Below are 22,072 nucleotides of genomic sequence, written 5' to 3' on the forward strand. Positions count from 1 at the left end.
ATGGACTTTCAGGGCTACGCTCTACCTGTTCCTCAGCGCTCCGCGGACCGCTTCCCGTGACTCCGCCGGCATCGTCCGGTACAGGCCCCAGAGACGCTCCATCGTGCTGAAGTCCCGTTGGTCTTCTCCGACCCACTGCGCGAAGTGATCCTGCTCGATGTCGCTCATCTGCTCAATCTCGCTGAGCAGCTTCTCCAGATCCGCGTGACTGCCACGGCCTCCTACCCGGCACTTCCGGCACTCCGTGACCAGTTCGGTAGCCGTCGTGCCGCCGGGCTTCCGCACCTCCCGCCGGGCGATATCGAGCTGGGCGGTCTCCAGGCTCCCCTCGTACGGCTCACCGCCGGCGATGCCGCAGACCCGGCACATGTGGCCGTCGGCAGCGATGATCTCGCGGCGCCTGTTCGCCGACACCGTCATAGCCGCCGTCTTCGGCTTCGCCTGTCCCTTCTTCCAGACCGGTGCCCCCATCTCGACGAAGCGCTGTTCGCTGGGGTCCAGCGTCTTGTCCTCACGGTTTGTGTCGATCCGCCAGCCGCGGTCCCGCAAGTCCCGCATCCGGCGGTCGATCTGGGACGTCTCCGGGAACGCCTCACGGAGCTCGGTCTTGGTGAAGACCTCCCCGACGCGCACCACCTGCACCAGCCACAGGGCACACCGGACCATGGTGCCCCGGCTCCCGTCCTCCCAGGACGGCAATTCCTCGATGTTCACGTTTTCCCGCCTTCCGGCCCATCCGACGGGCCCCAGCCGGTCCGGCCTCTGTCGCCGGACCTCCCGCCTCTATTCGACTTGAACTCACAGGACGAAACAAGCCTGAACGGATCTTTGCGGCCAAGCGCAAAGACAAAGCCGGCCAGCGATGAACCACAAAGAGGTGAGCGTGGGGAACGCAAACACGACGGACCGTCAAACCCCTTGCGCTATCGAGGCGTTGTCAGTGGGATAGTCCAGAATGAAGTGACGCCTCGCATCCAACACAGAAGGGGAGACACTCGTGCCGCTGACAGGGCAGCTCAAAGAGGGGTTCTGGGAAGGGAGCAGCCCCTCCAGGCAACGCTTCGCGTCCATGCTCAGTAAGTTGATCGACTCGATGCCGGTAGAAGGGGAGGAGCGGAAGGCCGCCCGGCTGGAAGTGCATCCGTCCACGTTGTCCTGCTACCGGCACGCGCGCCGGATGCCGCTTCCGCACCAGATCAGGAAGCTCTACTCGGACGTCATACGGCACACGCCCACCGGCGTTGTCCCCGTCAAGCTGGAGGATCTGCTGGAGCTCCGCGACATCGCCGCGGCCACACGTGTGGCCACTCTCGCGCCGGTCAGCGCCGTTCCCGACGAGCCCGCGGCTGAGGACCCCTCGACTGCCGTGCTGCCCGGCAAGCGCAAAGATGGGGACCGGCGCAGTGACCGGCACAGCGGGGAAAGCACTCCTGCTGGCAAGACGGCCGACGTCATGGTCGCGCACCAAGCCGCTGGCCGCCGCCAGGACGTTCTGAACCTCATCTCGGCGACGGTCAGCACGGCGGCGCCCAGACAGGTTGCAGAGACCATCCGCGAACTCTGCCGAAGGCAGCAGCCCGGCCTCGCCGAAGCCCTGCTGGCCAACGGCCGGAAGCGGAGCCATGCCGATGTCATGCGCTTGGCACTGGCTCTTATGGCTGCCGGGCTCACCGACTACGCGGAGACCGCGATGCGCGCGTCCCTCATGACCGATACGGCATAACCCTCGGAAGAATCTCCTGCCCACCCGCGCCACAGTCGAATATCTGCACCGCCCGGAGGCGCCGGGCCATTTCGTCCTGCCTGTCTCTACGCCCATTCCCATTGGTATCCGCGAGGAGAACATTTCTATGAGCGAAAAGCCCACCGACAGCTGGCGCGAGGACACCATCAGCATCAAGCGGATCGGTGCCCGGAAGGAAAAGAGGTACGACGACGGGCACTGGACGAGCCAGGAGGAGTTCCATGTCCTCGTGGAGTCCTGCGGAGGCCCCTCCGAACCGCTCCCTCAGGACGGTGAGTAGGCGGTCGCCCGCCTCAAGCCATCGCTGGCTTCACCGCTCAACTGGGCTTTGCCGAGAAGGAGTACGTCCAGACCGCTGGCCCGGTCAGCGCGCCGCTTCTGATTACTCCGTCTCCACCCGCACCCCCCGCGGCGGCCCCGTCCGGTATCCCGTCGTCAAGGCCCTGGTCAGGGATGTGATCAAGGCGGCTGGGGTGGTGTTCAGGGTGGTGGGGGTGGTGGTGATGACGTGGATGGCGTGGGATTCGAGGCGTTGGCGGCGGGAGGGGTGGCGGTCAGGGTGGAGGAAGTGGTGGGCTGCGGAGTCGACTTCCAGGGCTACGCCCGCCGCCGGCCAGTACGCGTCCGGGCTTGCGATGAATTCGCCGGCGGCGGTGTAGAGGTCCGGGTTCCATAGGGGAGCCGGGAGGGGGGACTTCGCGATGGCCGCTCTTGCCTTGCCCTCCGCCGACGAGGCCACGCCCGCCGTCAGTTCCTCCGCCGCCCTCGCGACCGTCGGGCTGCGGTCCAGGCCGGCCGCGGTGAGTTCGTCGACCAGGTCGCCCGCCGTGCAGAAGTCGCGCTGGACCGTCGCGGTGAGGAGGGCCCGCAGGCCGTTCGGGCGGCCAGTCCAGCGGGCCGCGATGTCGGCGGCGGCGCGGGCCGCCCCGGTGATGGGCATGCTCTCGACCAGCAGGTGGCGGGCCGGCCAGCGACGGGTCCTGATGACACGGACGTAACCCGCGTCCACGACCCGGCGGTCGTCCGGAATGAGCACCTCCACCGGTGCCAGTCGCGCCGCCTCGTGCCGCGTCGTGGAACCCGGTGCCATGTGCAGCGCCGCCCTGCCTGTCAGCAGTGCCGACCTGCCCGACAGCGGTGCCCCCGCCGCGCGCTGCCCCGCCGCGTACAGCACCGCCGCCAGCAGGCGCTGGAACGCGTCCGGCACCCCGGAATGGAGCAGGTAGACGCGCGGCAGCACCCGTTGCCACGGACCGTTCTCGCGTGCCCTGTTCCAGATCGCGCCCTGGGAGACCCCTAGGGCGCGCAACTGTGCGTGCGTGGCGAGGCCGCGTTGGCGGCGGACCAGTCGGGCCAGGAGCACCCGGTCGTACGAGATCGGCGTAGGCATGGGCAGTTGCTGCCCAGCAGGAACGGTCCCCCTGTCCTGCTTCTCCGACTCTCCTCCTACTTCCTCCCCCGCGGAAAGTCGCACCTCATCATCGGGTGTCCGCCTCCGCACCCCCCAGGCGTAGGGTCGAGGAAACGTTCGAGTTGTTTTGTCGCATTGTCTTGTCACGGATCGTGGAGGTTGCGCAATGGCTGGGGTTCCGACGTCTGTAGTGGCCGCCGGCGGGCTGGTCGGCGGTTACGGGGTGGCCCGGTGGACCAAGAAGCGGCCGCTGGGCGGGGCCGCGCTCGCCGCGGCCGGCGCCGTCGCGGCGCGGCAGTGGCAGCAGCGGTCCGGGACCGGCGCCGCCGCCGCGCTGACCGGGCTGTACGTGGCCGCCTTCGCCGGCTCCCACCCGCTCGCCAAGAAGGTCGGCGCCTGGCCCTCCGTCTTCGCCGTCGCCGGCGGCGTCGCCCTCGCCTCCTGGGCCGTCGAGCGGCGGGGGTAGCAGGCGAGGGGGGAGCGGGGCCCGGCCGCCCCGCCTCTCCCCGCCCCTCCCCCCTGCTTCCGCTCCTACTTCGACGCCTCCGTCAGCAGGTCCACCTCGTCAGCCGTCAGCCGCAGATCCGCCATCGCCAGCAGCGCCGGCAGCTGCCCCGTGTTGCGCGCGCTCGCGATCGGGGAGGCCACCGTCGGCTGGGCGGCGAGCCAGGCCAGGGAGACCGTCGCCAGTTCGGCGCCGTGGGCCTCCGCAACCTTGTCCAGCGCCTCCAGAACGCGCCGGCCGCGCTCGGTCCGTACGTACTCGGCGGCGGTGCCCGACCGCGCGCTGTCCACGGTCACGCCCGGACGGTACTTGCCGGTCAGGAAGCCCGACGCCAGGGCGTAGTACGGGACCGCCGCCAGCCCGTGGCGCGCGGCGGCGGTGGCCAGGTCGCCCTCGTACGTGTCGCGCGAGACCAGGTTGTACCGCGGCTGGAGCGCTGCGTACTTGGCCAGGCCCTCCGCGTCGGAGAAGGTCAGCGCCTCCTCCAGCCGGTCCGCCGTGATGTTGGAGGCCGCGATCTCGCGGACCTTGCCCTCCCGCACCAGCTCGTCCAGGGCCGTGAGGAACTCCGACACCGGTACGGACTCGTCGTCGTAGTGCGTGTAGTAGAGATCGATGTAGTCGGTGCGCAGCCGGCGCAGGGACTCCTCCACACCCGCCTTGATGCCGTTGGCGGCCAGACCGCGCTTCTCCGGGACGCCCGCGCCGACCTTGGTGGCCAGGACGATGTCCTCGCGGTTGCCGCGGGTCGCGAACCAGTCGCCCAGGACGGTCTCGGACTCGCCGCCCGAGTTGCCGGGGACCCAGGCGGAGTAGACGTCGGCGGTGTCGATGAAGTTGCCGCCCGCCGCCGTATAGGCGTCCAGGACGGCGAAGGACTCCGCCTCGTCGGCCGTCCAGCCGAAGACGTTGCCTCCGAGGCAGAGCGGGTGGACGGACAGGTTTCCGATCTTCTTGCGCTTCTCAGCCATAAGCCCATTTAACGCCTCGCCCGGACGCCTTTACGGTGCGGACGGACCCGTCCGTTCCGTTTAAGCCACATGGCCCCAAGAAACCCGCCGGCCCCGCCCGTTACAGCTTCAAGCCGTGCCCCCGCAGCCACGTCATCGGGTCCACCGGGGCGCCCCCGCCCGGCCGCACCTCCAGGTGCAGATGGGGGCCGGTGACATTGCCGGTCGCGCCGACCCGGCCGATGACGTCGCCCGTCTTCACCTTTCCGGAGGTCACGGAGATCGACGACTGGTGGCAGAACCACAGCTCAGTGCCGTCGTCCAGGGTGAGCACCGTGCGGTAGCCGTACGAACCCGCCCACCCGGCCTGCGTGATCGTGCCGCCGTGCACCGCCTTGATCGGCGTACCCGTCGGCGCCGCGAAGTCCTGCCCGGTGTGGTTGGCGGACCACATGTCGCCCGACTGGCCGAATCCGGCGGTAAGCGTGTACGAGCCGACGGGCAGCGTGTACGAGCCCGTCGGCTGAGCCTGCGCCGTGCCCTGCGCCGTCGCCCCCGGCTTCCCCTCCGCCTTCTGGTGGGCGGCCTTCGCGGCCTCAGCCGCCTCCGCAGCCTCCGCCGCCTTCTCGGCCTTCCGCTTGGCCGCCGCTTCCGCTTCTGCCTCGGCATCCGCCTTCCGCTTCGCCGCCGCGTCGGCGGCCTCGGCCTCCGCGGCTCGGGCGGCGGCATCACGCGACTCGTCGGCCGCGGCGGACTGCTGGTGCTCGGCCTGCTGAAGGATGCGGGCGCGGAGCGCCTCACCCGCGTCGGCGACGCCGTTCGCCGCGTCCTCCGCGGACAGGCCCATCCGGGACAGCGGCTGCTGATCCGCAACGGAAGCCTCAGAAGCCCCCGCCGTCTCCGGAGCGGAGTCGTCCGCTACGAGCGAGCCGATGCCCGGCAGGTCCTCGACGGCCGGCAGCTTCCCCGGCAACTCGCCCACCTGATCGGCCAGATGCGCCAGGTCGGGCACGGATATCGGCGGCGCCGGGCGGTCCTTGGCGCTCGCCATGCCGCCCGCCCCGACCGCCGCGATGACACCGACGCCGAGCACCGCTCCGCTACGGGCCATCGTGCCGCCGCGCTGCTTGCCGACCCGGTGCTTGCCGCGGGCCGGGCCCGCGGGGTCCTCGGCGGGGTTCCACTCCTCCCACAGCTCCGCGCCCCGCTCCCCCGACCAGCCCTCATTGGGGTCCGCTTCAGCGTCCACTTCAGCGTCCGCTCCACCATCCGCTGCGAAGTGCGCGGCGGCGGCGTGGGCGTCGGGGACCGGGCCGGCCTCAACGGTCTCGAAACCGGAGGCGGATGCGGCAGGCTCGGCAAGTACGGCGGGTTCGTACGGGGGCTCAAACGACCGAGCGTGCGTCGGCTCGTACATCGACTCGTACGCCGGCTCGTACATCGGCTCGTCGAGGGCAGGCTTGTTGGACGCCACGGGGGCGCACTCCTTTCCTTCCTTCTCGCCTACCGGGTTAGCTGACGGGTTCGGAGCAGGAAGGTCTCCTACGGGCCCCTTCTCGCGAAGGCGTCCGACTCACCCCAAGGTTGGTGGTTCCCCGGTTCCCTGGTGCCTCGTGTTGCCGGTGCTGCCGATGGTGCTGGGTACGTACGGTGTTGCCGGTGTTGCTGGTGCCTGCGGGATTCGGCGAAGGCGCACGGTGCCGCCTCTTGCGGCGGTTGTGACGACCGCGCTGCGTTATCGAACGTTAATAGAAGCGAGACCCGGATACCAAGCTGTTGCCCGTAATCCGCGCAGGCTTTGGTGAGGACTTTATGGACACGCGTCGGCGAAAGCGGTCGAGTCGTCGCAGCAGCCGAAACCCCTCGGCGGCGATCGTGCACCAGTCGTTATGCGCAGTGATCAAGATCCACTACGCACCGTGTTCCCGATCCCCGGCCCCCGGCAGCCGCCCCGCTCCGCCCCCGCTCCCGCCTGGACCCGCGCTCCCGCCCCCGCTTGGGCCCGCGCTCCCACTCCGGCCCGCGCCCCCGCTCGGGCCCGCGCCTCCGCCCCCGCTCCCGCCCCGCCGGATCGCCAGCAGGGCCATATCGTCCGACGTCCCCCCGCCCGTATGCCGCGCGACATCCGCCGCGAGTTCCTCCAGCAGCAGGTCCGGCCCGTCGAACAGCCGCCCGTTCAGCCGGGCCTGCGGATCGTAGAAGACGCCCCGCTCGTCCCTGGCCTCCGTCACCCCGTCCGTGAACAGCAGCAGCGTCGTTCCCGCCGGAAAGTCCCATACGTCCACCCGGTCCGGCCATACGCCCAGGTCGCCCATGCCCAGCGGCAGCGCCGGCACCTCCGGCGATGCCTCCACCGCCTTGCCGTCCGCGTACAGCAGCAGCGGCGGCGGGTGGCCGCGGTTCACGACGCGCAGCACCGCGCCATCCGACTCCGGCCCCGATACCGGCTCCGACGCCGATTCCACCCCCGTCACCGCCCCCGACTCCGACGCCGACTCCGACTCCGATCCCGCCCCCGGCTCCGCCCCCGTCACCGCCACCTCCGCGAGTACGGCCGTGGTGAACCCCTCGAACTGGTCCAGCCCCTCCCGTCTCGCCCCCTCCCGCTGCAACGCCCGCTCCAGCCGCGCCGCGAGCGCTTCCAGGGTCGCCTCCTGCTCCGCCGCCTCCCGGAACGCGCCGATCACGACGGCGACCGCCTCGACCGCCTCCAGTCCCTTGCCCCGGACGTCGCCGACGATGACGCGTACGCCGTGCGGAGTGTCCTGCACCGCGTACAGATCGCCGCCGATACGGGCGTCCGCCTGCGCCGCCACATAGCGCGCCGCGACGCACAGCCCCACGCCGATACTGGCCGGGGGCGTCGGCAGCACGGCGCGCTGGGCCGCCTCCGCGATGCCGCGCGCGGACTCCAGCTGCTGGTCGCTGCGGCGCACGATGCGGTTGATGCCGAGCGCGAGGATGGCGACGGTCAGGACGGTCGCGGTCTTGGTCGCGGTCTCGAAGGAGTTCACCGCCCGGTGGTACGCGTTGGTCCCGGCCGCGGCGGCCACGGCCGCGACGGCGACGGCCGCCGTGCCGCGCCGCCCGAAGAGCGGTGCCGCGACCAGCGGAGCGGCCGACAGGAAGGGGGCCCCGGTGTACTTCGGCGGGGTCAGGACGTCGAAGAGGACGCCGCCGACGATGAGCACGGCGGGGAGCCAGAGCGCCAGGCGGTTGGCGATCACGGCGCGGCGGGAGAGCCCGTTCGCGGACGGTCGGGCGGACATCCCCGCGGACATCCCCATGGACGGTCGCGAGGACACCCCCGCGGGCGCGCCCTCGCGTCCCCGGCTGCGTCCCCGGCCTCCGGTGCCTCGCTTCCCCACCGTTCTCTCCTGACCGGTCCGTCCCGCGCGGCGCCTCTCCCAGGCTTCCGGGCGCCGCCGGTCCCGGCGACCGCTGCTCGTCCAATCGGGTGGCCGCCGACCGCCCCCGCCAAACGGGGCCGTCGACGGCGGATCGAAGCGGGCTACGGGCGTACGCGCTGGTCAGGGCGTGCGTCGGGGAGCGTGCGAGCGGCCCGTACAGGCGCGCACGTCAGGAGAGCCGAGCGCGCCACGACACCGCGCGCCCCGCCACCCCCACTCCACCCCACCTCAGCGAGAAAAAGACGAGAAAGAAGAGAAAGAAGAGAAGAGAAAGGAGAAAGAGAAGAGACGAGAAAGAACAGCAGCCGTCAGGCCGCCGAAGTCCGCCCCCGCCCGCGTCCCGACCCGCCATTGCCGCCGCTGCCGCTGCCGCTGGAGCCGCGCCCGTTACCGCCGCGCCCGCCGCCGCCGGAGGCCGTACCCGCGCCCGTTCCCGTACCCGATCCCGAGCCCTGGAACGTACGGCCGCGACCGCCGCGGCTGCCCCGGCCACGACCGCCGGAGCCCGACGCCGCGCCCGAGCCGGAACCGCCCCCGGAGCCCGCGCCCGGCCGCGAGGGCCGCGACGCGCCCGAGGAGCGCGAGGACCGCGACTTCGGCTTGCCGCCCTGGGGCTGCGTCGGCGCCGGCGGCGTGATGACGACCGGGACGCCGCTGGGCACGCGCGCGCCCGTGATGCGCGCCAGTTCGGCGTCCTCCGGCCCCACCTTCGCGACCTGCGGAGTGATCTTCGCCGTGACCATCATCCGGCTCATCTCGCGCCGCTGCTCCGGCAGAACGAGCGTGACGACGGTGCCGGACTCGCCGGCGCGCGCCGTGCGGCCGCCGCGGTGCAGATAGTCCTTGTGGTCGACGGGCGGGTCCACGTTCACGACGAGGTCGAGGCCGTCGATGTGGATGCCGCGGGCGGCGACGTTGGTCGCGATGAGCGCCGTGACCTGCTCGGTGCGGAACTGGTCCAGCGTGCGGTTGCGCTGCGGCTGGCTCTTGCCGCCGTGCAGCGCCGCGGCCCGTACGCCGCTCGCCAGCAGCCGCTTGACCAGTCGGTCCGCGCCGCGCTTGGTGTCCACGAACATGATCACGCGGCCCTCGCGGGCGGCGATCCGGGTCACGGCGTCGCGCTTGCCGTCGTCCGAGACGTGCAGCAGGTGGTGCTCCATGGTGGAGACCGCGCCGACGGACGCGTCGACGGAGTGCGTCACCGGGTCGTTCAGGAAGCGGCGTACGAGCCGGTCGACGTTGCGGTCCAGCGTCGCGGAGAACAGCATCCGCTGGCCGTCCGGCCGCACCTGGTCGAGGAGCCGGGTGACCTGCGGCAGGAAGCCCATGTCGGCCATCTGGTCGGCCTCGTCGAGGACCGTGATGGCCACGTCGCCGAGCGCGCAGTCGCCGCGCTGGATGAGGTCCGCGAGGCGGCCGGGCGTGGCGATCAGCACCTCGGCGCCGCGCGCGAGGCTGTTCGCCTGGCGGCCGATCGACATGCCGCCGACCACCGTGGCCAGCCGCAGGTTGACGGCCCCGGCGTACGGCGTGAGCGCGTCCGTGACCTGCTGCGCGAGCTCGCGGGTGGGGACGAGTACGAGCGCCAGCGGGCGCCTGGACTCGGCGCGCCGGCCGGCGGTGCGGGCCAGCAGCGCCAGCCCGAAGGCGAGGGTCTTGCCGGAGCCCGTACGGCCGCGGCCCAGGACGTCCCGGCCGTGCAGCGCGTTGGGCAGCGTGGCGGCCTGGATCGGGAACGGCTCGGTGACGCCCTCCCGGTCCAGCGTGGCGAGCAGGCCGGCGGGCATGTCCATCGCGGCGAAGGTCTCCACGGGCGGGAGCGCCGGGGTGGTGCTGACGGGCATCGCGAACTCGCCACCCTCGGACGCGGCCGGCCGCCGGTTCGGCTGCCGGCTGCCGGAGGGACGGCCGCCGGACGGCCGGCCGGCGGCGGGACGGCCGCCGGAGGGGCGGGAGCGGGGCGTGCGGGCGGGGCGTTCGGAGCGGGTCATTCGAGAGGACCTTCCCTCAATGGGGTGGCACGCCTCAGGAACGACTTCGCGTCGCGAGCCCGTACCGGGACGGACGGGCGCGGAAAAGCCGGGGCGCGCGGTGAACTGGGCGGTGGAACGGCGGTGGAGCAATGGTGGGCGGCGATGGGGCGACGGTGCGGCGACGTGAGCGTGATGAGCGGCGATGAGGCGAAAAGCGGTGCCGCGACGGTGGAGCAGCGATGGGGCCCGCACCCAGCGGTGCGGGCCCCATCGTGGTGGTGCAACGTCCGATCGAGTGATCAGGCGGCGACGATGTTCTCCGCCTGCAGGCCCTTCTGGCCCTGCGTGACGTCGAAGGTCACCTTCTGGCCCTCAAGCAGCTCGCGGAAGCCGGTGGAGGCGATGTTCGAGTAGTGGGCGAAGACGTCGGGGCCGCCGCCGTCCTGCTCGATGAAGCCGAAGCCCTTTTCCGAGTTGAACCACTTCACGGTGCCGGATGCCATGTCTATCTCCTTCAATGGGGTGGGCCCCACACCGGAATAGACCGGCGAAAAACAAAAATGCGCCTTCGGCTACATAACCGTCAGGCGCACACGAGTTCATGGGTACCACAACTGCAACTCGAACAATCGTAGCACGCCTCGGCCCCGGCTCACACCAGGAGCCGGGGCCGGGGGATTCGGATCAGAGTTCGACGCCCTTGGCGCGGGCGTGCCGGTCGGCGGCGACCTCGGCCTCCGCCTCGTCCAGATAGACCTCGCAGACCAGCCGGCCGCCCTCGGTCATGTTGTGCTCCAGCTCCCAGAGGCTGACCTCGCCGCCGCCCTCCAGCAGGAAGGCGTGCTCGTAGAACCGGCACCAGGTCGTGTCCCGCCCGCAGCCGCGCCGCCGCGGCTTGGTGATCAGCGAGATGTGGTGGCCGCGAGCGTCCTGGAGCAGCTCGCGGACGACCTCGCCGGGCCCGTCCTCGTTCTCCGCGCGGCGCAGCAGCCGACGCGCGTGGTCCGGCGAGTCCTCGGCCGCGTACTCCCGGCGCGGCTGCGTCGGCACCATGGCCAGCAGCAGCTCCTCCGCCAGCCAGGGCGGCAGCTCCTCGGCCTCGGAGGCCGGGCCGCTGCCGCCGATCCACTCGTGCACGCGCCGCTCGGCGCGGTCCAGCGCCGCTTCCTCCGCGTACACCTCGTACAGATACCGCTCGTCGGGGCCGGCGTCGTGCTCCAGCTCGTACAGCAGCAGGCTGCTGCCGTCGGCGAGCAGGAAGATGTGCCGGTACGTGTTGCACCGCAGCGGCCGGGGCAGCTCGTTGCGCTGCCGGTACGAGCGGAGCTCGGCCTGGTGCATCAGCGCCGTGCCGAGCCGTTCCAGTATCGACTCGTCGATCTCGAACCCGTTCTGGGCACGGGCCAGCAACTCCGACAGCTGCCCCGCGGGCGCCCCGCACCCGCCGCCTTCACCCACTCGCGAGCTCTCCATGAATCCGCACCTCCCGGCTCTCGCCGAACCCGCCCCGCACAAGTTGGTCCCGCGCACTTACCGTAGCGGCGCGAACACGCACCACGGGCCAGATTCGGCCGAAGTGCCTCCGTATCCACGTCACTTCGGCATCGCGTGCGTACCGCGTTCGCACGTCAGAAGGGGTACGGGGGGCGCGTGGGGGCGCGTCGGCCGGATTCCGGGCGCTGCCGCCCGCCCAGCACGCGGGTCGCACACTCGCCGCGAAGCGCGCCGCACGGACGCTGCCTCGCCTCGCGGGTCGGAGGAGATTTCCTCGACCGATGAGAGTGGGACATCATCAGGGGCTCGAACCCTGCACCAATGGATTATCCGGATTGCCCTGCGTCACGCCGTCCGCTCACGCATCGCTCACGCATGGCGGGCGGCTGACCAGGTATTCGGCGTCGGTGCTCACGCCTGGGCGTCGCAGGTCAGGCAGCGGCGGACGGCCACTCGGTCGGCGTTCCCTTCGGTGGCTCGCAGCGGGTGGGACTCCGATATCCGGGACCAGGCGCCCGGACCGGGGCCGACCACCCAGCCGAACTTCGGCCCGGAGATTTCACTGTCGGAGAGGTGAAAGCAGCCGGGCAGATGGGCGTTCCCGGCGGGCGACACGATGATGGCGTCGGGCGCCTGCCCGCGGAGACCGGTCCGTCTCGGCGCTTGGCCTTCGGCGATGTGAGGGTCGCCCTCGGACGGGCAGGCGCACCCCGCCCCGATCAGGAGATCGCAGTGATCGCAGCGCTGGGCGGTCATGGTTCTCGTCCCTTCCTGGCCAGATATCCGGTTCGGCATGAAACTCCCCTGAGGCGGGAGCCGTTGGTCTCCATCGTCACATCTGCCCTCGGCCACGACGGTCGCGTGCCATGCCGACGGCCGCCGGAACGCGGCCCGCACCGCGGTGACGAGCTGGGGCTCGGGGAGCGCCGACCAGCCCGGCAACAGCACCGTGTCCGGCAGTTCCGCTCCCGCTGCGATGGCGGGTCTACCGCGCGGTGTTGTCAGGACGGGGTACACCTGCTGCACCGAACCGGCACCGCGGAACGCCGCCCGCGACAGGGCGAAGGAGTCTCGGTACGAGTCTTCGCCCGTTGCCGCGGGCTTCGAGGAGGGTGACCCACTATGTGCGGAATCGTCGCGGCGTTCGGCGAGGTCGACGTCCCGCTCTGCCGGGAGATGCTGGCCCGGATCGCGCACCGCGGCCCGGACGACACGGGCGAGACACGCAGCGGGGACGTCTGGTTGGGCCACCAGCGGCTGTCCATCATGGATCCGCAGGGCGGTCGTCAGCCGCTCGTGGGGCCGGACGGCCGTTCCCGCCTCGTGGCCAACGGCGAGATCTACAACCACCTCCGTCTCAGGGAGGAGCTGGGCCCCGATCGCTTCACGACGGGCTCCGACAGCGAGGCGGCCCTGCATGTGCTGCTCGTGGACGGTCCCGCCGGTCTGACTCGGTTGCGCGGCATGTTCGCGCTGGCACTCGTCGACGAAGCCGGTTCGCTCCTCGTCGCCCGCGACGCCCTGGGGGTGAAGCCGCTGTACTGGGCTCGTAAGGACGGCTGTGTCCTGTTCGCAAGCGAACTGCGTGCCTTCGCCCCCGCCGACCGTCCGCTGGCGGAGAGTTTCCCGCCCGGCTGCTGCTGGACCCCGCGGGGCGGGCTGGTGCGCTTCACCGACGCCGTCCCACCCCGGGTACGGCCCGCCCGGCGCCCTCAGAGGACCAGCGCGTCGGGTCAATGGGACGAGAGGCTGCTCAAGGCGGTGCGCGAGACGGTCGTCAGCGCGGTCGAGGACCGCATGATGAGCGATGTCGGCATCGGCGTCTTCCTCTCCGGCGGCCTCGACTCGGCGATCGTCACGGCCGTGGCAGCGGAGTACGCGAAGCGGCACGGGCGGCACCGGCCGCTCCCCACGTTCGCGGTCGGTACGCCCGGCAGCCCCGACCTGATGGCCGCGCGTGTGGTCGCGGAGCATCTCGGCACCGAACACCACGAGGTGGTGATGAGCCCACAGGACGCCATGGCGGCTCTGCCGGAAACGGTGCGGGCGATCGAGCACTTCGACGTGCATCTGGTACGCAGCGCGGTGCCGAACCTGCTGCTCGCCGAGTACGCCTCCCGGCGCGTACGGGCCGTGCTCACCGGGGAAGGCGCGGACGAGCTGTTCGCCGGCTACCCGGACTGCCACCGCGAGCCGTTCCTTGCCCCGGAGGCCCTGCAGGCCAGGCTGGTGGCGCTCGTGGAGGGACTGCAATGGGAGAACCTGCAGCGCTGCGACCGCACGACAATGGCGTACGGGCTGGAGGCCAGGGTGCCGTTCCTGGACCGGGACGTCATCGAGCTGGCGCTCTCGATCCCGCCGGAACACAAGATGATCGGCCCGGGCGTCGAGGAGAAGAAGCTGCTGCGGGACGCCTTCGCCGGCTGGCTGCCGGAGAAGATCCTGCGGCGCGGAAAGCTCCAGTTCGGCCATGGCTCCGGGGCCAAGGACGTCCTGGCAGCGGGCCTGGCGGCAGCGGGCCCCGCGGAGACCGCCATGGGCGACGCCGAGGAGGAGGCCGCCTTCTACGCTCTGTGGCTCGCCGAGTTCCCCGGTATCGATCCGGTGCGGGCGCTGGGCCGTTCAGCGCCGCCCGCCGAGCGACGCGACAGCCTGACGGAACGCCTCGACACAGCGGTCCCAGACTTCTGATCCCTCCCGCAACGACAGCAGAAGGGGCCACAGGTCGGCGGAGAAGGCCCGGCTGGCCTCGGCCGGGATGAGGGAGGGGAGATTGTCGACGGCGATGACGTCGAGAGGCCGAGGGGCCGCGCGCAGCCGCTTGGCAGGAGCGTCCCAGTCGGTGACGTGGTCGGAGACCGGGAGGGCGTTGAGTTCGGAACCCACGTCGCACGTCACGTCGGCGATCACGGAGAGCCGCCGCTGCTCATGGTCGAGGTCTGCCGTCGTCAGGAACGGCGGTACGGGCCGGCGGCTGCTGATGGCGTTCACGAGGATGTCGTGCGCGAGCAGTGCGTCACGGTCCAGGTTCCGGGTGTCCTTGGATCCCCAACGGGTCGGCTCGATGCCGGCCGCCCTGAGGGCGTCACAGGCCCCGCGCCCCGAGCGCCCCTCCGCACCGATCACCACGGCGGTGATGCCGGCCACGCGTCCGCCGGGTGACAACCGTCCGCGCAGTTCTTCCTGGGATGAGGAAACGAGCGGCGCCGTCAGCGCGCCCCGGTGCCGGAGAACAGCCAGCGAGGCCCCAGCGTAGCCCGCCCAGTAGCCGAAGGCGACCATCCGACGGCCCTCGGCGTCGAGGAGGTGTTCGAGGTCGAGCAGCGTGCCGCCGCCGGCCTCGAAGCGCCGCAGTAGCCGCGGGGCCCTCGCCTGCCCCTTGTAGGCGTGCCCGAAGAAGATGTGCCGATGGTCCAGCTTGGTGGGTTCGTCGGGCAGTTCCTTGAGGCCCAGGACGTAGTCCGTCGCGGGGCAGTGGCTCTCCCAACTGCCCTGCGGCGCGATCGCACAGCCGGCATCGGCGTACTCGCAGGCGGGAAAGGCGCGCTGCGACGACTCCTCGACCGTCACGTGCACCCCCTGCGCGGTCAGCTTGCGGGCGTCTTCGGGTACGAGAGCGGCACGCCGCTCGTTCTGCCGGGATTCGTGTCTCATCCAGAGTCGCAGCATGTCAGGCACCGCATAAGTGTCTGGGACATATATCCCAATATGCGGTTCGCCGCGCCCGTTCGGCAGCTCTGGGCGGGGGCGGAAGTCGACTGCCGGTCCGGTGAGATGTCGCGTCACCGCGCTCCGCAAACCACCCGGAAGTGGACTTGCCGCACCCACGGCCCTTCTGACTATCTGGAATCAAACGATAACCGTCGGTGGTGGGCGGTCGGTGAGCGGTGAAGGGACGACTATGAGTGATGCCCAGACGGCAGCCACGGGCGACGAGGACTCCGCGCCTGCGATCAGCACGGTCGCGGGGACCGGGGAAGCGGGCTCCGGCGGTGACGGCGGCCCGGCCGTTGAAGCCCAGCTGAAAAATCCGGCGGGTGTCGCGGTGGACAACACCGGCGCTCTCTACATCTCCGACCGCAACGGCCACCGGGTGCGGAAGGTCACCACGGATGGAAAGATCAGCACGGTCGCCGGGACGGGCGCCCAGGGCTCCGACGGTGACGACGGCCCAGCCGTCAAGGCCCGGTTGAACACGCCGCGCGGGATCGCAGTGGACAGCTCAGGCACCGTCTACATCGTCGATTCCGAGAACCACCGAATCCGGAAGGTCACGGCCGACGGGAAGATCACCACAATCGCCGGCACGGGCGCCAAGGGCCCCGGCGGCGACGGCGGCCCAGCCACGAAGGCCCAGCTGAACACACCGTATGGGGTGGCGGTGGACAGCGCCGGCACCGTCTATGTCGCCGACCGGATCAACCACCGCGTCCGGATGATCACCACCGACGGGAAGATCACCACGGCCGCCGGCACGGGCGCCAAGGGCCCCGGCGGCGACGGCGGCCCAGCCACGAAGGCCCAGCTGAGTTACCCGTGGGGGGTGGCGGTGGACGGCGCGGGCGACCTCTACATCGCCGATGCCGGCAACTGCCGGGTTCGGAAGGTCACGGCCGACGGGAAGATCACCACAATCGCCGGCACGGGCGCCAAGGGCTCCGACGGCGACGGCGGCCCAGCCACGAAGGCCCAGCTGAGCGATGGCATGGCGGTGGTGGTGGACAGCACCGGCACCCTCTACATCTCCGACCACCGCAATCACCGGGTCCGGAAAGTCACCACGGATGGAAAGATCACCACAATCGCCGGCACGGGCGCCAAGGGCTCCGACGGCGACGGCGGCCCAGCCGCTTCGGCCCAGTTGAGCAGCCCATTCGGGCTGGCTGTGGACTGCGTCGACACCCTCTACATCGCCGACTACGGCAACAACCGGGTTCGGAAGGTCCCCTCGGCGAAGATGGCCGGGTTGCCTGATTCGGGCACGGTCGCCTCTTGGGCCAACGTCCGGAGCAGGCTGCGGATGGGGGTGCTGCGGGAGTCCACGCGGGACGGCGCCGAGATCACCCAGGCCCTCGCCTCCACCAGGGCTCATCAGCAGTGGCGGCTGGTCGTGGCAGCTCAGGACGACGGCGGCGAGGTTCTGTACACGGTCGAAAACGTGCGCAGCGGCAGGGTCCTGGAGATCGTCGGAGCGGGAACGGCGGACGGGGCGGTGGCCGCCCAGCGCGCCTACGAGGGTGCCGACGCACATCACCAGCAGTGGAGGCTGATTCCGATGAGCTCCGGGACCGACACCCCGCAGGTGTACGAGATCGCGAACCGGCACAGCGGACTGCTGCTGCGTGTCGACACCAACGCCCCCGCGGTGATCAAGCAGCGCGCGGTGGTGGAGGGCGACCACCGCGACCGGCAGTGGCAACTGCTCCCCGTGTGACGCACCAACGAGGGGGCAGGGGCGTGAACGCCCCTGCCCCCTCGTCACCCGGACGCTACTCGGAACGTTCTGGCTTCTTGGCCTTCGCCTCGGGGGGCTTGGGTTCGTCGGCCGTGGCAGGTTTCGGCTTGGGTTCCATGCACTGGTCCTTCGTCGGCATGTCCTTCAGGCCCTCGGGCTTCCTGAGGTCGCCGTGCTTCGTCACCGTCTCACTCGACTTCTGCATGCCGGCGGCGGCCGCCGTGGATACCGAGCCGGGATCCTGGGCGTACGTGGCCTGGGCGTCGGCGCCTTCCCGGCTGGTCTGGATGAAGGCGCCGAGAAAGCCCAGCACGACCCGCGCTTCGGGCGACTGCTCCTGCACGGTCTTCGCCCGGGAGTTGGCCCCGTGGATCGCGCTGGTGAACAGGCTCGTGCTCATGTCGTCGTAGGTGTAGTCGTCGGCGTCCTCGAAGTCGATGTCCTCCCCCGGCTGCCGCTTTTTGCGGTCCGTGGTCACCGAGAAGAGCCGCGCACCGTTGCTCGCGGAGTTGAAGATGTTCTGGAACACCATGGTCGTCACCTCTGTGGTCGTCGTGGCGGTGCCGCCTGCCCGGTCAGGGTTGCTTGAACAGCGCCCGCTGGCTGTCGGTCAGCTTCTCTTCGTCGAACATCGTGTGGTGGACCTCCAGGGCGGAGACGACCTCGGCCAGCCCCTTCATGCGGAAGCCGCCGCCCGCCAGGTCGATGTCGCCGATGTCGCGGGCGACAATGCGGTCGAGGCCCGGGTAGTCCCCGCGCTGCGGGGGAGACAGGACCGGCACCGGCACCTTGTACTGCACCGCGAGCAACCCGGAGAAGGTCACCGGGATCTCGTACGTGTACTGCTTGTGGGTACGGCGCTGTGTCACGAGGGTCTCCACGCGGGAGCCCGCGGGGACCTTGCCGGAGATCTGCGATTTCGAGGCCCAGCCGGTGGTCAGGGAACCGCCGACAGAAGCCGCGACGCCCTGCGCCAGCGAGGCGTTGAGCCCTGCGGTGCCGGAGGCGCTGCCCGTGGTCGTGAACGCGGTCGAGCCGGTCACTGAGCCCGACGCGGTGTTCGTCACCCCGTTGGTCGTCCCCATGTCGACGCCGTTCGCGTTGTCCATCCCGGTACTTTCCGGGCTGTTTTTGCTGGTCATCGTGTTTGTGTTCTTGCCGGTGATCTCGTTCTTGAGCTGCGCCTGAAGCTGCGCCTGCAGGTTCAGACCGAGCTGGAGCTGAAGCTGGAGCTGGAGCTGCGCGCTGACGCTGCCGCCGAAGGTGAGCTTGGTGTCTCCCTGGAGCGACCACGTGATCCCGTTCGACACGGTGAAATCGACCGAGTCGGTGAAGTCCATTACGGACTCCTTGCTGCGGTTGACGTAGGTACGCGAGGAGAACGTGTCAGGCGGGGGCTGGGTGATGTTGCGCCGCTCCTCGATCAGCGGTTCCCCGAGGTTCATGTAGGCGAGCCACCCCAGGTCGAACGCCAGGCTGCCCGTGTAACTGCCGAAGCCCACCTTGTTGAGGGAGAAGCCGACGGGCTTGTGCCGCACACCGTAGTCGTCGACGTAGACCAGGCCGGGGTGGTTCAGGATGGACTGCGCGGCCCCGTGGATGTTGAGTTCCCGCAGGTTCTTCTTGGTCAGCGGTCGACGTTTGGCCCGTTCCAGGTTGTACGCGTTGGAAGGCAATTTCTATCCTCGACTGATTTGGCCGAAGCCGCGTTCGGTGAAATGGAAACAGGAATATGCACACGCCCCGCCAAGCGAAGCTAGCAGGGGAGCAATTTCCCGAGAAGGCTCCGCCGCATATCACGCTCAATCGGGTGACGAACACTGGTCTCCCGTTCCACGGCACCCATTCGGCGGCTATCAGAGATTCATGCATAAGGGTGGTGTCAACTGAGCCTTACCGGTTTTGAGGACATTTGCCTCGGTCGTGCATTCGCTTTTCTGGGTCGATTCGATCGAGGCGATTGACCTTGCACTTACATCACGTGATAAATCACTGCACTGAGCGCCCGACGCGTTGTTCTCCACATCAAGAACAGGTGAGGTTTCCGCGATGTACACCCAAGAGCGCACGGCAATGGCGAATTTGGTGGTCGGCGGCCCGGTGGCGGTGAACAGCTACGACAACGCGATCGTGGCGGCGCTGCTCGAAAACCGGCCGGTCATGCTCGTCCACGCCTTCAACGGCGGCTATCTGCGGCCCGCCGAGCTGAAGGAGGAGATCCACGACAAGGGGGCCGGGCTGGCGACCGCGCTCGCCCCGGACACCAAGGAGGCGCAGGGCCACCTCTGGTACATCACCCCCGGCGGCTTCTTCGGGCAGCGGCCGCTGTACTTCATCGAGAGCGCCGCGGGCCAGGTGACGCCCCCCTCCGCCGAGGCGGCCGAAGCCGAAGCCTCGGCCGGGCGCGGTGACGACGGCGCGCCGAAGCCGCAGCGCAGGCGTATCACGGTCCACCAGGACGCCCCCAAGGACCCGGCCGACACCCTCCGGGTCGGGCTTCCCGGTGAGGTCGGCGACAAGTGGCGCGGGAAGAACGGCGCAGCCGAAGACACCCAGCTGTGGGTCGTCACGGTGACGCCGTGGGGCGGAATCACCTTCGTACCGATCACTCACCCCGACACCATCCTCGGGTTCAAGGACCACACGGTGACGGCCGCCAGCGAGGCGCGTCTCACCTACAACTGGGGCGGGGACTTCACCGGGACGGTCATCAACACCTTCTACCCGCGGCTGCCCAGCGAGTGGAACGTCCCCTACCACCACATCTTCACGTGAACCGCGGCCGGCACCGCACCACACCCGTCCCGAGCCAACGCCCCAACCGCCTGGAAGAGGCACCACGATGCCCGTGCCCACGGAAGATCTGAAGCTGGAGATTGTCCACGCCGCCACGGGGAAAACCCTCGGCGTCAAGGCCGCCCCGAGCGCGGACGGGACCCTCGTCGTCCGCGACTTCCCCGAAGACGGCCCGCCCCCGGAGCAGTGGCACATCACCCCCGCACAGGACGCGCAGGACGACCAGGCGTACGTGATCCGCAACGCGGCCGGCGACAAGGTGCTCGACACCCCCGCCACCGCGGACAGCGGCGTCCGCCAGAGCACAGCCGCGGCCGGTAAGAAGAGCCAGCAGTGGCACGTCGTCCCCGTCGAGGGCGAAGCGGGCCTCTACTTCATCGAGGACGCGGCCGACGGCACCGTTCTCGACCTCGCCGAACCCGACGAACCCGGCGAGGACGGCGAGGACGGCGAGGACGGCACCCGGATCGTCCTGCGCGAATACGACGACAGCGCGGAGAACCAGCGCTGGCGGTTCGTGACGGCCGACCCCGAGCGCACCAGCGACCTGGTACTGAACTGGGCGCCACTGAGCCACTGGAACGGCCGCCAGTCCTGGCGGCTGGCCCGGTCGGCCGCGCTACGGCCGGCACCCGACGCGTCCCCCTCCTTCAGCGACGTACTGCTGGTCCTCGACCGGTTCGGAAGCGGCCAGGAGGCCGGCGGGTGGAAAACCGACGGACCCGACCGCGCCCCCGGCGGGCAATCAGGCTGGTGGGCCGGCCTCGGCGCGCGGTTCCTCGCCGACACCACGGGAACAGGACGACAGGACATCGTAGGGCTCAAACCCGGTAAGGGGGCCGTGACGTCGTCCGGCAGAGGCGACGGGACGTTCGACGACGAACGCCTCCTGCACCAACCCGCACCCTCCGCGAGCGCCGCGGACCTGTGGACCCTCGCGGACACGGCGGGCGACGGCAGCCCCCACGTCGTCGTGCTCGCCGCTGACGGAGTCCGCGTCTCCCCCGAGGACACGGACGGCACGTTCGCGCCCACGGGCGGCGAGCCGACCCTCAAGGCGTTCGGCCACGGCCCGCAGGCAGGCGGCTGGCTCGTCGACAAGCACCCCCGCTTCCTCACCGACACCACGGGCGACGGCAGACTCGACCTGATCGGCTGCCATGACGACGGCGTGTGGGTGTCGCTCCAGGACGAGGAAGGAAAGTTCGCGCCGATCGGCGACGAACCCGTTCTCCGCGCGTTCGGGCACAGCGAGGGCGCGGGCGGCTGGCTCGTCGACAAACACCCCCGCTTCCTCGCCGACACCACGGGCGACGGCAGACTCGACCTGATCGGCTGCCACGGCGACGGCGTGTGGGTATCGCTCCAGGACGAGGAAGGGACATTCGCCGAGCCGCTGTACGTACTCGACGAATTCGGGACCGACCAGGGGTGGAGCTCGGCCCGGGAACACCCCCGGTTCCTGCTCAACACCACCGCCGACGGAGCCCTGGACATCGTCGGGTTCGGACCGCAGGGCGTCGTCGTCTCCCGCGGGCTCGGCGACGGCACCTTCGAGCCCTCGAAGCTAATCCTGAACGACTTCGGGCTCGCCCAGGGATGGACGGGCGCGAAGCACCTCCGGCTCCTCGCCGACGTCACCGGCGACGGCAACCCGGACATCATCGGCTTCGGCGACGAGGGCGTCTGGGTGTCGCACAGCCTCGGCGACGGCCGGTTCGAGCAGGCCCAGCTCGTGTGCCGGGGCTTCGGATACAACGACGAAGCGGGCGCCTGGCGAGTCGACCACCACCCCCGCTTCCTCACCGACATCACCGGCGACGGACGCGTCGACATCGTCGGATTCGGCGGCCCAGGCGTGCACGTGGCCCGAAACCTCTTCCGCCGCTTCAGGACCCGCTGACCCTCGGCTGACACCGTCGAGTGGGGGCGGTCGCGGCCTGGATAACGGTGGCTGGCGTCTCGTACTTCGATGAGGCCGGGGGGGGAGCCCGGTGCCGTGGCGGCGATGGCGGCTTCCACGCGGCCGGTGGCGGCGGTCGTCACCTCCGGGGCCAGCCGGGCGACGGCGTACTGAGTGCCGACGGCTCCACCCGCGCCGACGGCGAGCGCCGCCCCCCAGCCGGGTAGCCGCTTGTGGCTGTTGGCCCGTGGCCATAGGTCGCGGAAGATCACCAAAAGATCGCGATTCACAATCCCACAAGCGTTCAACGCGTTCACGCTTCGGTGACGATGGCTCCCTTTCCCGCTTCGGCTCGGTGGCGCTTTCTGGAAGGAGACCTTCCAAGGAGCCGCTTGCGAGTGGTTCCCCGAGCGCGAGGAGTCATCGCCATG

19 protein-coding genes and 1 riboswitch are annotated in these 22,072 nt (G+C 70.4%); of the genes, 7 read left to right on the forward strand and 12 right to left on the reverse strand.

The annotated features are described in order from the left end of the window. Nucleotides 1–21: 21 nt before the first annotated feature. The gene (locus AB0I49_RS16760) at nucleotides 22–714 is read right to left on the reverse strand and encodes a hypothetical protein (RefSeq protein WP_363227699.1); all 693 of its coding nucleotides are present in this window, start codon (nucleotides 712–714) and stop codon (nucleotides 22–24) included. Between the two features lie 283 nt (nucleotides 715–997). Between AB0I49_RS16760 and AB0I49_RS16765 the strand changes: the two genes are divergently transcribed. Together AB0I49_RS16765 and AB0I49_RS16770 are read left to right on the forward strand one after the other, a co-directional pair. Then, nucleotides 998–1,723: a hypothetical protein gene (locus AB0I49_RS16765; RefSeq protein ID WP_363227700.1), complete on the forward strand. Its 726-nt coding sequence runs from the start codon at nucleotides 998–1,000 to the stop codon at nucleotides 1,721–1,723. A 127-nt stretch (nucleotides 1,724–1,850) separates the two neighbouring features. Beyond that, a complete protein-coding gene (locus AB0I49_RS16770) occupies nucleotides 1,851–2,024 on the forward strand; it encodes a hypothetical protein (protein ID WP_363227701.1) in 174 nt (57 codons plus the stop codon). Nucleotides 2,025–2,126: 102 nt separating this feature from the next. Here AB0I49_RS16770 and AB0I49_RS16775 read toward each other — a convergent pair whose 3' ends face one another. Beyond that, nucleotides 2,127–3,134 carry a hypothetical protein gene (locus AB0I49_RS16775; RefSeq protein WP_363227702.1) on the reverse strand — a complete coding sequence of 336 codons (1,008 nt, stop codon included), beginning with the start codon at nucleotides 3,132–3,134 and terminating at the stop codon, nucleotides 2,127–2,129. Between the two features lie 187 nt (nucleotides 3,135–3,321). Between AB0I49_RS16775 and AB0I49_RS16780 the strand changes: the two genes are divergently transcribed. After that, nucleotides 3,322–3,621: a hypothetical protein gene (locus tag AB0I49_RS16780; protein ID WP_030888862.1), complete on the forward strand. Its 300-nt coding sequence runs from the start codon at nucleotides 3,322–3,324 to the stop codon at nucleotides 3,619–3,621. A gap of 65 nt (nucleotides 3,622–3,686) precedes the next feature. On the opposite strand, the gene AB0I49_RS16785 is transcribed toward AB0I49_RS16780, so the two are convergent. The 7 genes from AB0I49_RS16785 to AB0I49_RS16815 form a co-directional block, all read right to left on the reverse strand. Beyond that, nucleotides 3,687–4,631: an aldo/keto reductase gene (locus AB0I49_RS16785; RefSeq protein ID WP_363227703.1), complete on the reverse strand. Its 945-nt coding sequence runs from the start codon at nucleotides 4,629–4,631 to the stop codon at nucleotides 3,687–3,689. 100 nt (nucleotides 4,632–4,731) lie between these two features. Further along, nucleotides 4,732–6,084 (reverse strand): peptidoglycan DD-metalloendopeptidase family protein, encoded by a 1,353-nt coding sequence (locus AB0I49_RS16790; RefSeq protein ID WP_363227704.1) that lies wholly within the window; start codon nucleotides 6,082–6,084, stop codon nucleotides 4,732–4,734. A gap of 11 nt (nucleotides 6,085–6,095) precedes the next feature. Beyond that, a riboswitch (cyclic di-AMP (ydaO/yuaA leader) is annotated at nucleotides 6,096–6,245 on the reverse strand. A 275-nt stretch (nucleotides 6,246–6,520) separates the two neighbouring features. Next, nucleotides 6,521–7,879, reverse strand: a complete 1,359-nt coding sequence (locus AB0I49_RS16795; protein ID WP_363227705.1) for a PP2C family protein-serine/threonine phosphatase — start codon at nucleotides 7,877–7,879, stop codon at nucleotides 6,521–6,523. 449 nt (nucleotides 7,880–8,328) lie between these two features. Continuing rightward, nucleotides 8,329–10,011 carry a DEAD/DEAH box helicase gene (locus tag AB0I49_RS16800; protein ID WP_363227706.1) on the reverse strand — a complete coding sequence of 561 codons (1,683 nt, stop codon included), beginning with the start codon at nucleotides 10,009–10,011 and terminating at the stop codon, nucleotides 8,329–8,331. 281 nt (nucleotides 10,012–10,292) lie between these two features. Next, a complete protein-coding gene (locus AB0I49_RS16805) occupies nucleotides 10,293–10,496 on the reverse strand; it encodes a cold-shock protein (RefSeq protein ID WP_030888878.1) in 204 nt (67 codons plus the stop codon). Between the two features lie 181 nt (nucleotides 10,497–10,677). Next, on the reverse strand, nucleotides 10,678–11,466 hold the full coding sequence (locus AB0I49_RS16810) for a DUF6227 family protein (RefSeq protein WP_363227707.1): 789 nt from the start codon (nucleotides 11,464–11,466) through the stop codon (nucleotides 10,678–10,680). Between the two features lie 432 nt (nucleotides 11,467–11,898). Further along, nucleotides 11,899–12,243, reverse strand: a complete 345-nt coding sequence (locus AB0I49_RS16815) for a hypothetical protein (RefSeq protein WP_363227708.1) — start codon at nucleotides 12,241–12,243, stop codon at nucleotides 11,899–11,901. Between the two features lie 366 nt (nucleotides 12,244–12,609). On the opposite strand from AB0I49_RS16815, the gene asnB reads away from it, so the two are divergent. Then, nucleotides 12,610–14,178, forward strand: a complete 1,569-nt coding sequence (gene asnB / locus AB0I49_RS16820) for an asparagine synthase (glutamine-hydrolyzing) (RefSeq protein ID WP_363227709.1) — start codon at nucleotides 12,610–12,612, stop codon at nucleotides 14,176–14,178. Here the strand turns inward: asnB and AB0I49_RS16825 are convergent. Next, complete coding sequence (locus AB0I49_RS16825; RefSeq protein WP_363227710.1) at nucleotides 14,110–15,141, reverse strand: saccharopine dehydrogenase; 1,032 nt, start codon at nucleotides 15,139–15,141, stop codon at nucleotides 14,110–14,112. The two genes, asnB and AB0I49_RS16825, sit on opposite strands and share 69 nt — an antisense overlap. A gap of 247 nt (nucleotides 15,142–15,388) precedes the next feature. Between AB0I49_RS16825 and AB0I49_RS16830 the strand changes: the two genes are divergently transcribed. Further along, nucleotides 15,389–16,921, forward strand: coding sequence for an RICIN domain-containing protein (locus AB0I49_RS16830; protein ID WP_363227711.1), 1,533 nt, complete (start codon nucleotides 15,389–15,391; stop codon nucleotides 16,919–16,921). Nucleotides 16,922–16,976: 55 nt separating this feature from the next. Here the strand turns inward: AB0I49_RS16830 and AB0I49_RS16835 are convergent, their stop codons facing one another. Both AB0I49_RS16835 and AB0I49_RS16840 read right to left on the reverse strand, forming a co-directional pair. Next, a complete protein-coding gene (locus AB0I49_RS16835) occupies nucleotides 16,977–17,474 on the reverse strand; it encodes a hypothetical protein (protein WP_363227712.1) in 498 nt (165 codons plus the stop codon). A 43-nt stretch (nucleotides 17,475–17,517) separates the two neighbouring features. After that, complete coding sequence (locus tag AB0I49_RS16840) at nucleotides 17,518–18,618, reverse strand: hypothetical protein (protein WP_363227713.1); 1,101 nt, start codon at nucleotides 18,616–18,618, stop codon at nucleotides 17,518–17,520. 373 nt (nucleotides 18,619–18,991) lie between these two features. Here AB0I49_RS16840 and AB0I49_RS16845 point away from each other — a divergent pair, with 373 nt between their 5' ends. Both AB0I49_RS16845 and AB0I49_RS16850 read left to right on the forward strand, forming a co-directional pair. Next, on the forward strand, nucleotides 18,992–19,717 hold the full coding sequence (locus tag AB0I49_RS16845; protein ID WP_363227714.1) for a hypothetical protein: 726 nt from the start codon (nucleotides 18,992–18,994) through the stop codon (nucleotides 19,715–19,717). A 67-nt stretch (nucleotides 19,718–19,784) separates the two neighbouring features. Further along, the gene (locus tag AB0I49_RS16850; RefSeq protein ID WP_363227715.1) at nucleotides 19,785–21,641 is read left to right on the forward strand and encodes an FG-GAP-like repeat-containing protein; all 1,857 of its coding nucleotides are present in this window, start codon (nucleotides 19,785–19,787) and stop codon (nucleotides 21,639–21,641) included. Nucleotides 21,642–22,072 lie beyond the last annotated feature (431 nt).

It is taken from the genome of Streptomyces sp. NPDC050617, assembly GCF_040654795.1.
Classification (GTDB): domain Bacteria; phylum Actinomycetota; class Actinomycetes; order Streptomycetales; family Streptomycetaceae; genus Streptomyces.

What these genes read in the sequence shown, in the direction of transcription:
- AB0I49_RS16770 (WP_363227701.1), top strand. Translation starts at nt 1,851, where the DNA reads ATGAGCGAAAAGCCCACCGACAGCTGGCGCGAGGACACCATCAGCATC.
- AB0I49_RS16845 (WP_363227714.1), top strand. Translation starts at nt 18,992, where the DNA reads ATGTACACCCAAGAGCGCACGGCAATGGCGAATTTGGTGGTCGGCGGC.
- AB0I49_RS16815 (WP_363227708.1), bottom strand. Translation starts at nt 12,243, where the DNA reads ATGACCGCCCAGCGCTGCGATCACTGCGATCTCCTGATCGGGGCGGGG.
- AB0I49_RS16805 (WP_030888878.1), bottom strand. Translation starts at nt 10,496, where the DNA reads ATGGCATCCGGCACCGTGAAGTGGTTCAACTCGGAAAAGGGCTTCGGC.
- AB0I49_RS16780 (WP_030888862.1), top strand. Translation starts at nt 3,322, where the DNA reads ATGGCTGGGGTTCCGACGTCTGTAGTGGCCGCCGGCGGGCTGGTCGGC.
- AB0I49_RS16850 (WP_363227715.1), top strand. Translation starts at nt 19,785, where the DNA reads ATGCCCGTGCCCACGGAAGATCTGAAGCTGGAGATTGTCCACGCCGCC.
- AB0I49_RS16800 (WP_363227706.1), bottom strand. Translation starts at nt 10,011, where the DNA reads ATGACCCGCTCCGAACGCCCCGCCCGCACGCCCCGCTCCCGCCCCTCC.
- AB0I49_RS16795 (WP_363227705.1), bottom strand. Translation starts at nt 7,879, where the DNA reads ATGTCCGCCCGACCGTCCGCGAACGGGCTCTCCCGCCGCGCCGTGATC.
- AB0I49_RS16830 (WP_363227711.1), top strand. Translation starts at nt 15,389, where the DNA reads ATGAGTGATGCCCAGACGGCAGCCACGGGCGACGAGGACTCCGCGCCT.
- AB0I49_RS16785 (WP_363227703.1), bottom strand. Translation starts at nt 4,631, where the DNA reads ATGGCTGAGAAGCGCAAGAAGATCGGAAACCTGTCCGTCCACCCGCTC.
- AB0I49_RS16825 (WP_363227710.1), bottom strand. Translation starts at nt 15,141, where the DNA reads ATGAGACACGAATCCCGGCAGAACGAGCGGCGTGCCGCTCTCGTACCC.
- asnB (WP_363227709.1), top strand. Translation starts at nt 12,610, where the DNA reads ATGTGCGGAATCGTCGCGGCGTTCGGCGAGGTCGACGTCCCGCTCTGC.
- AB0I49_RS16835 (WP_363227712.1), bottom strand. Translation starts at nt 17,474, where the DNA reads ATGGTGTTCCAGAACATCTTCAACTCCGCGAGCAACGGTGCGCGGCTC.
- AB0I49_RS16775 (WP_363227702.1), bottom strand. Translation starts at nt 3,134, where the DNA reads ATGCCTACGCCGATCTCGTACGACCGGGTGCTCCTGGCCCGACTGGTC.
- AB0I49_RS16810 (WP_363227707.1), bottom strand. Translation starts at nt 11,466, where the DNA reads ATGGAGAGCTCGCGAGTGGGTGAAGGCGGCGGGTGCGGGGCGCCCGCG.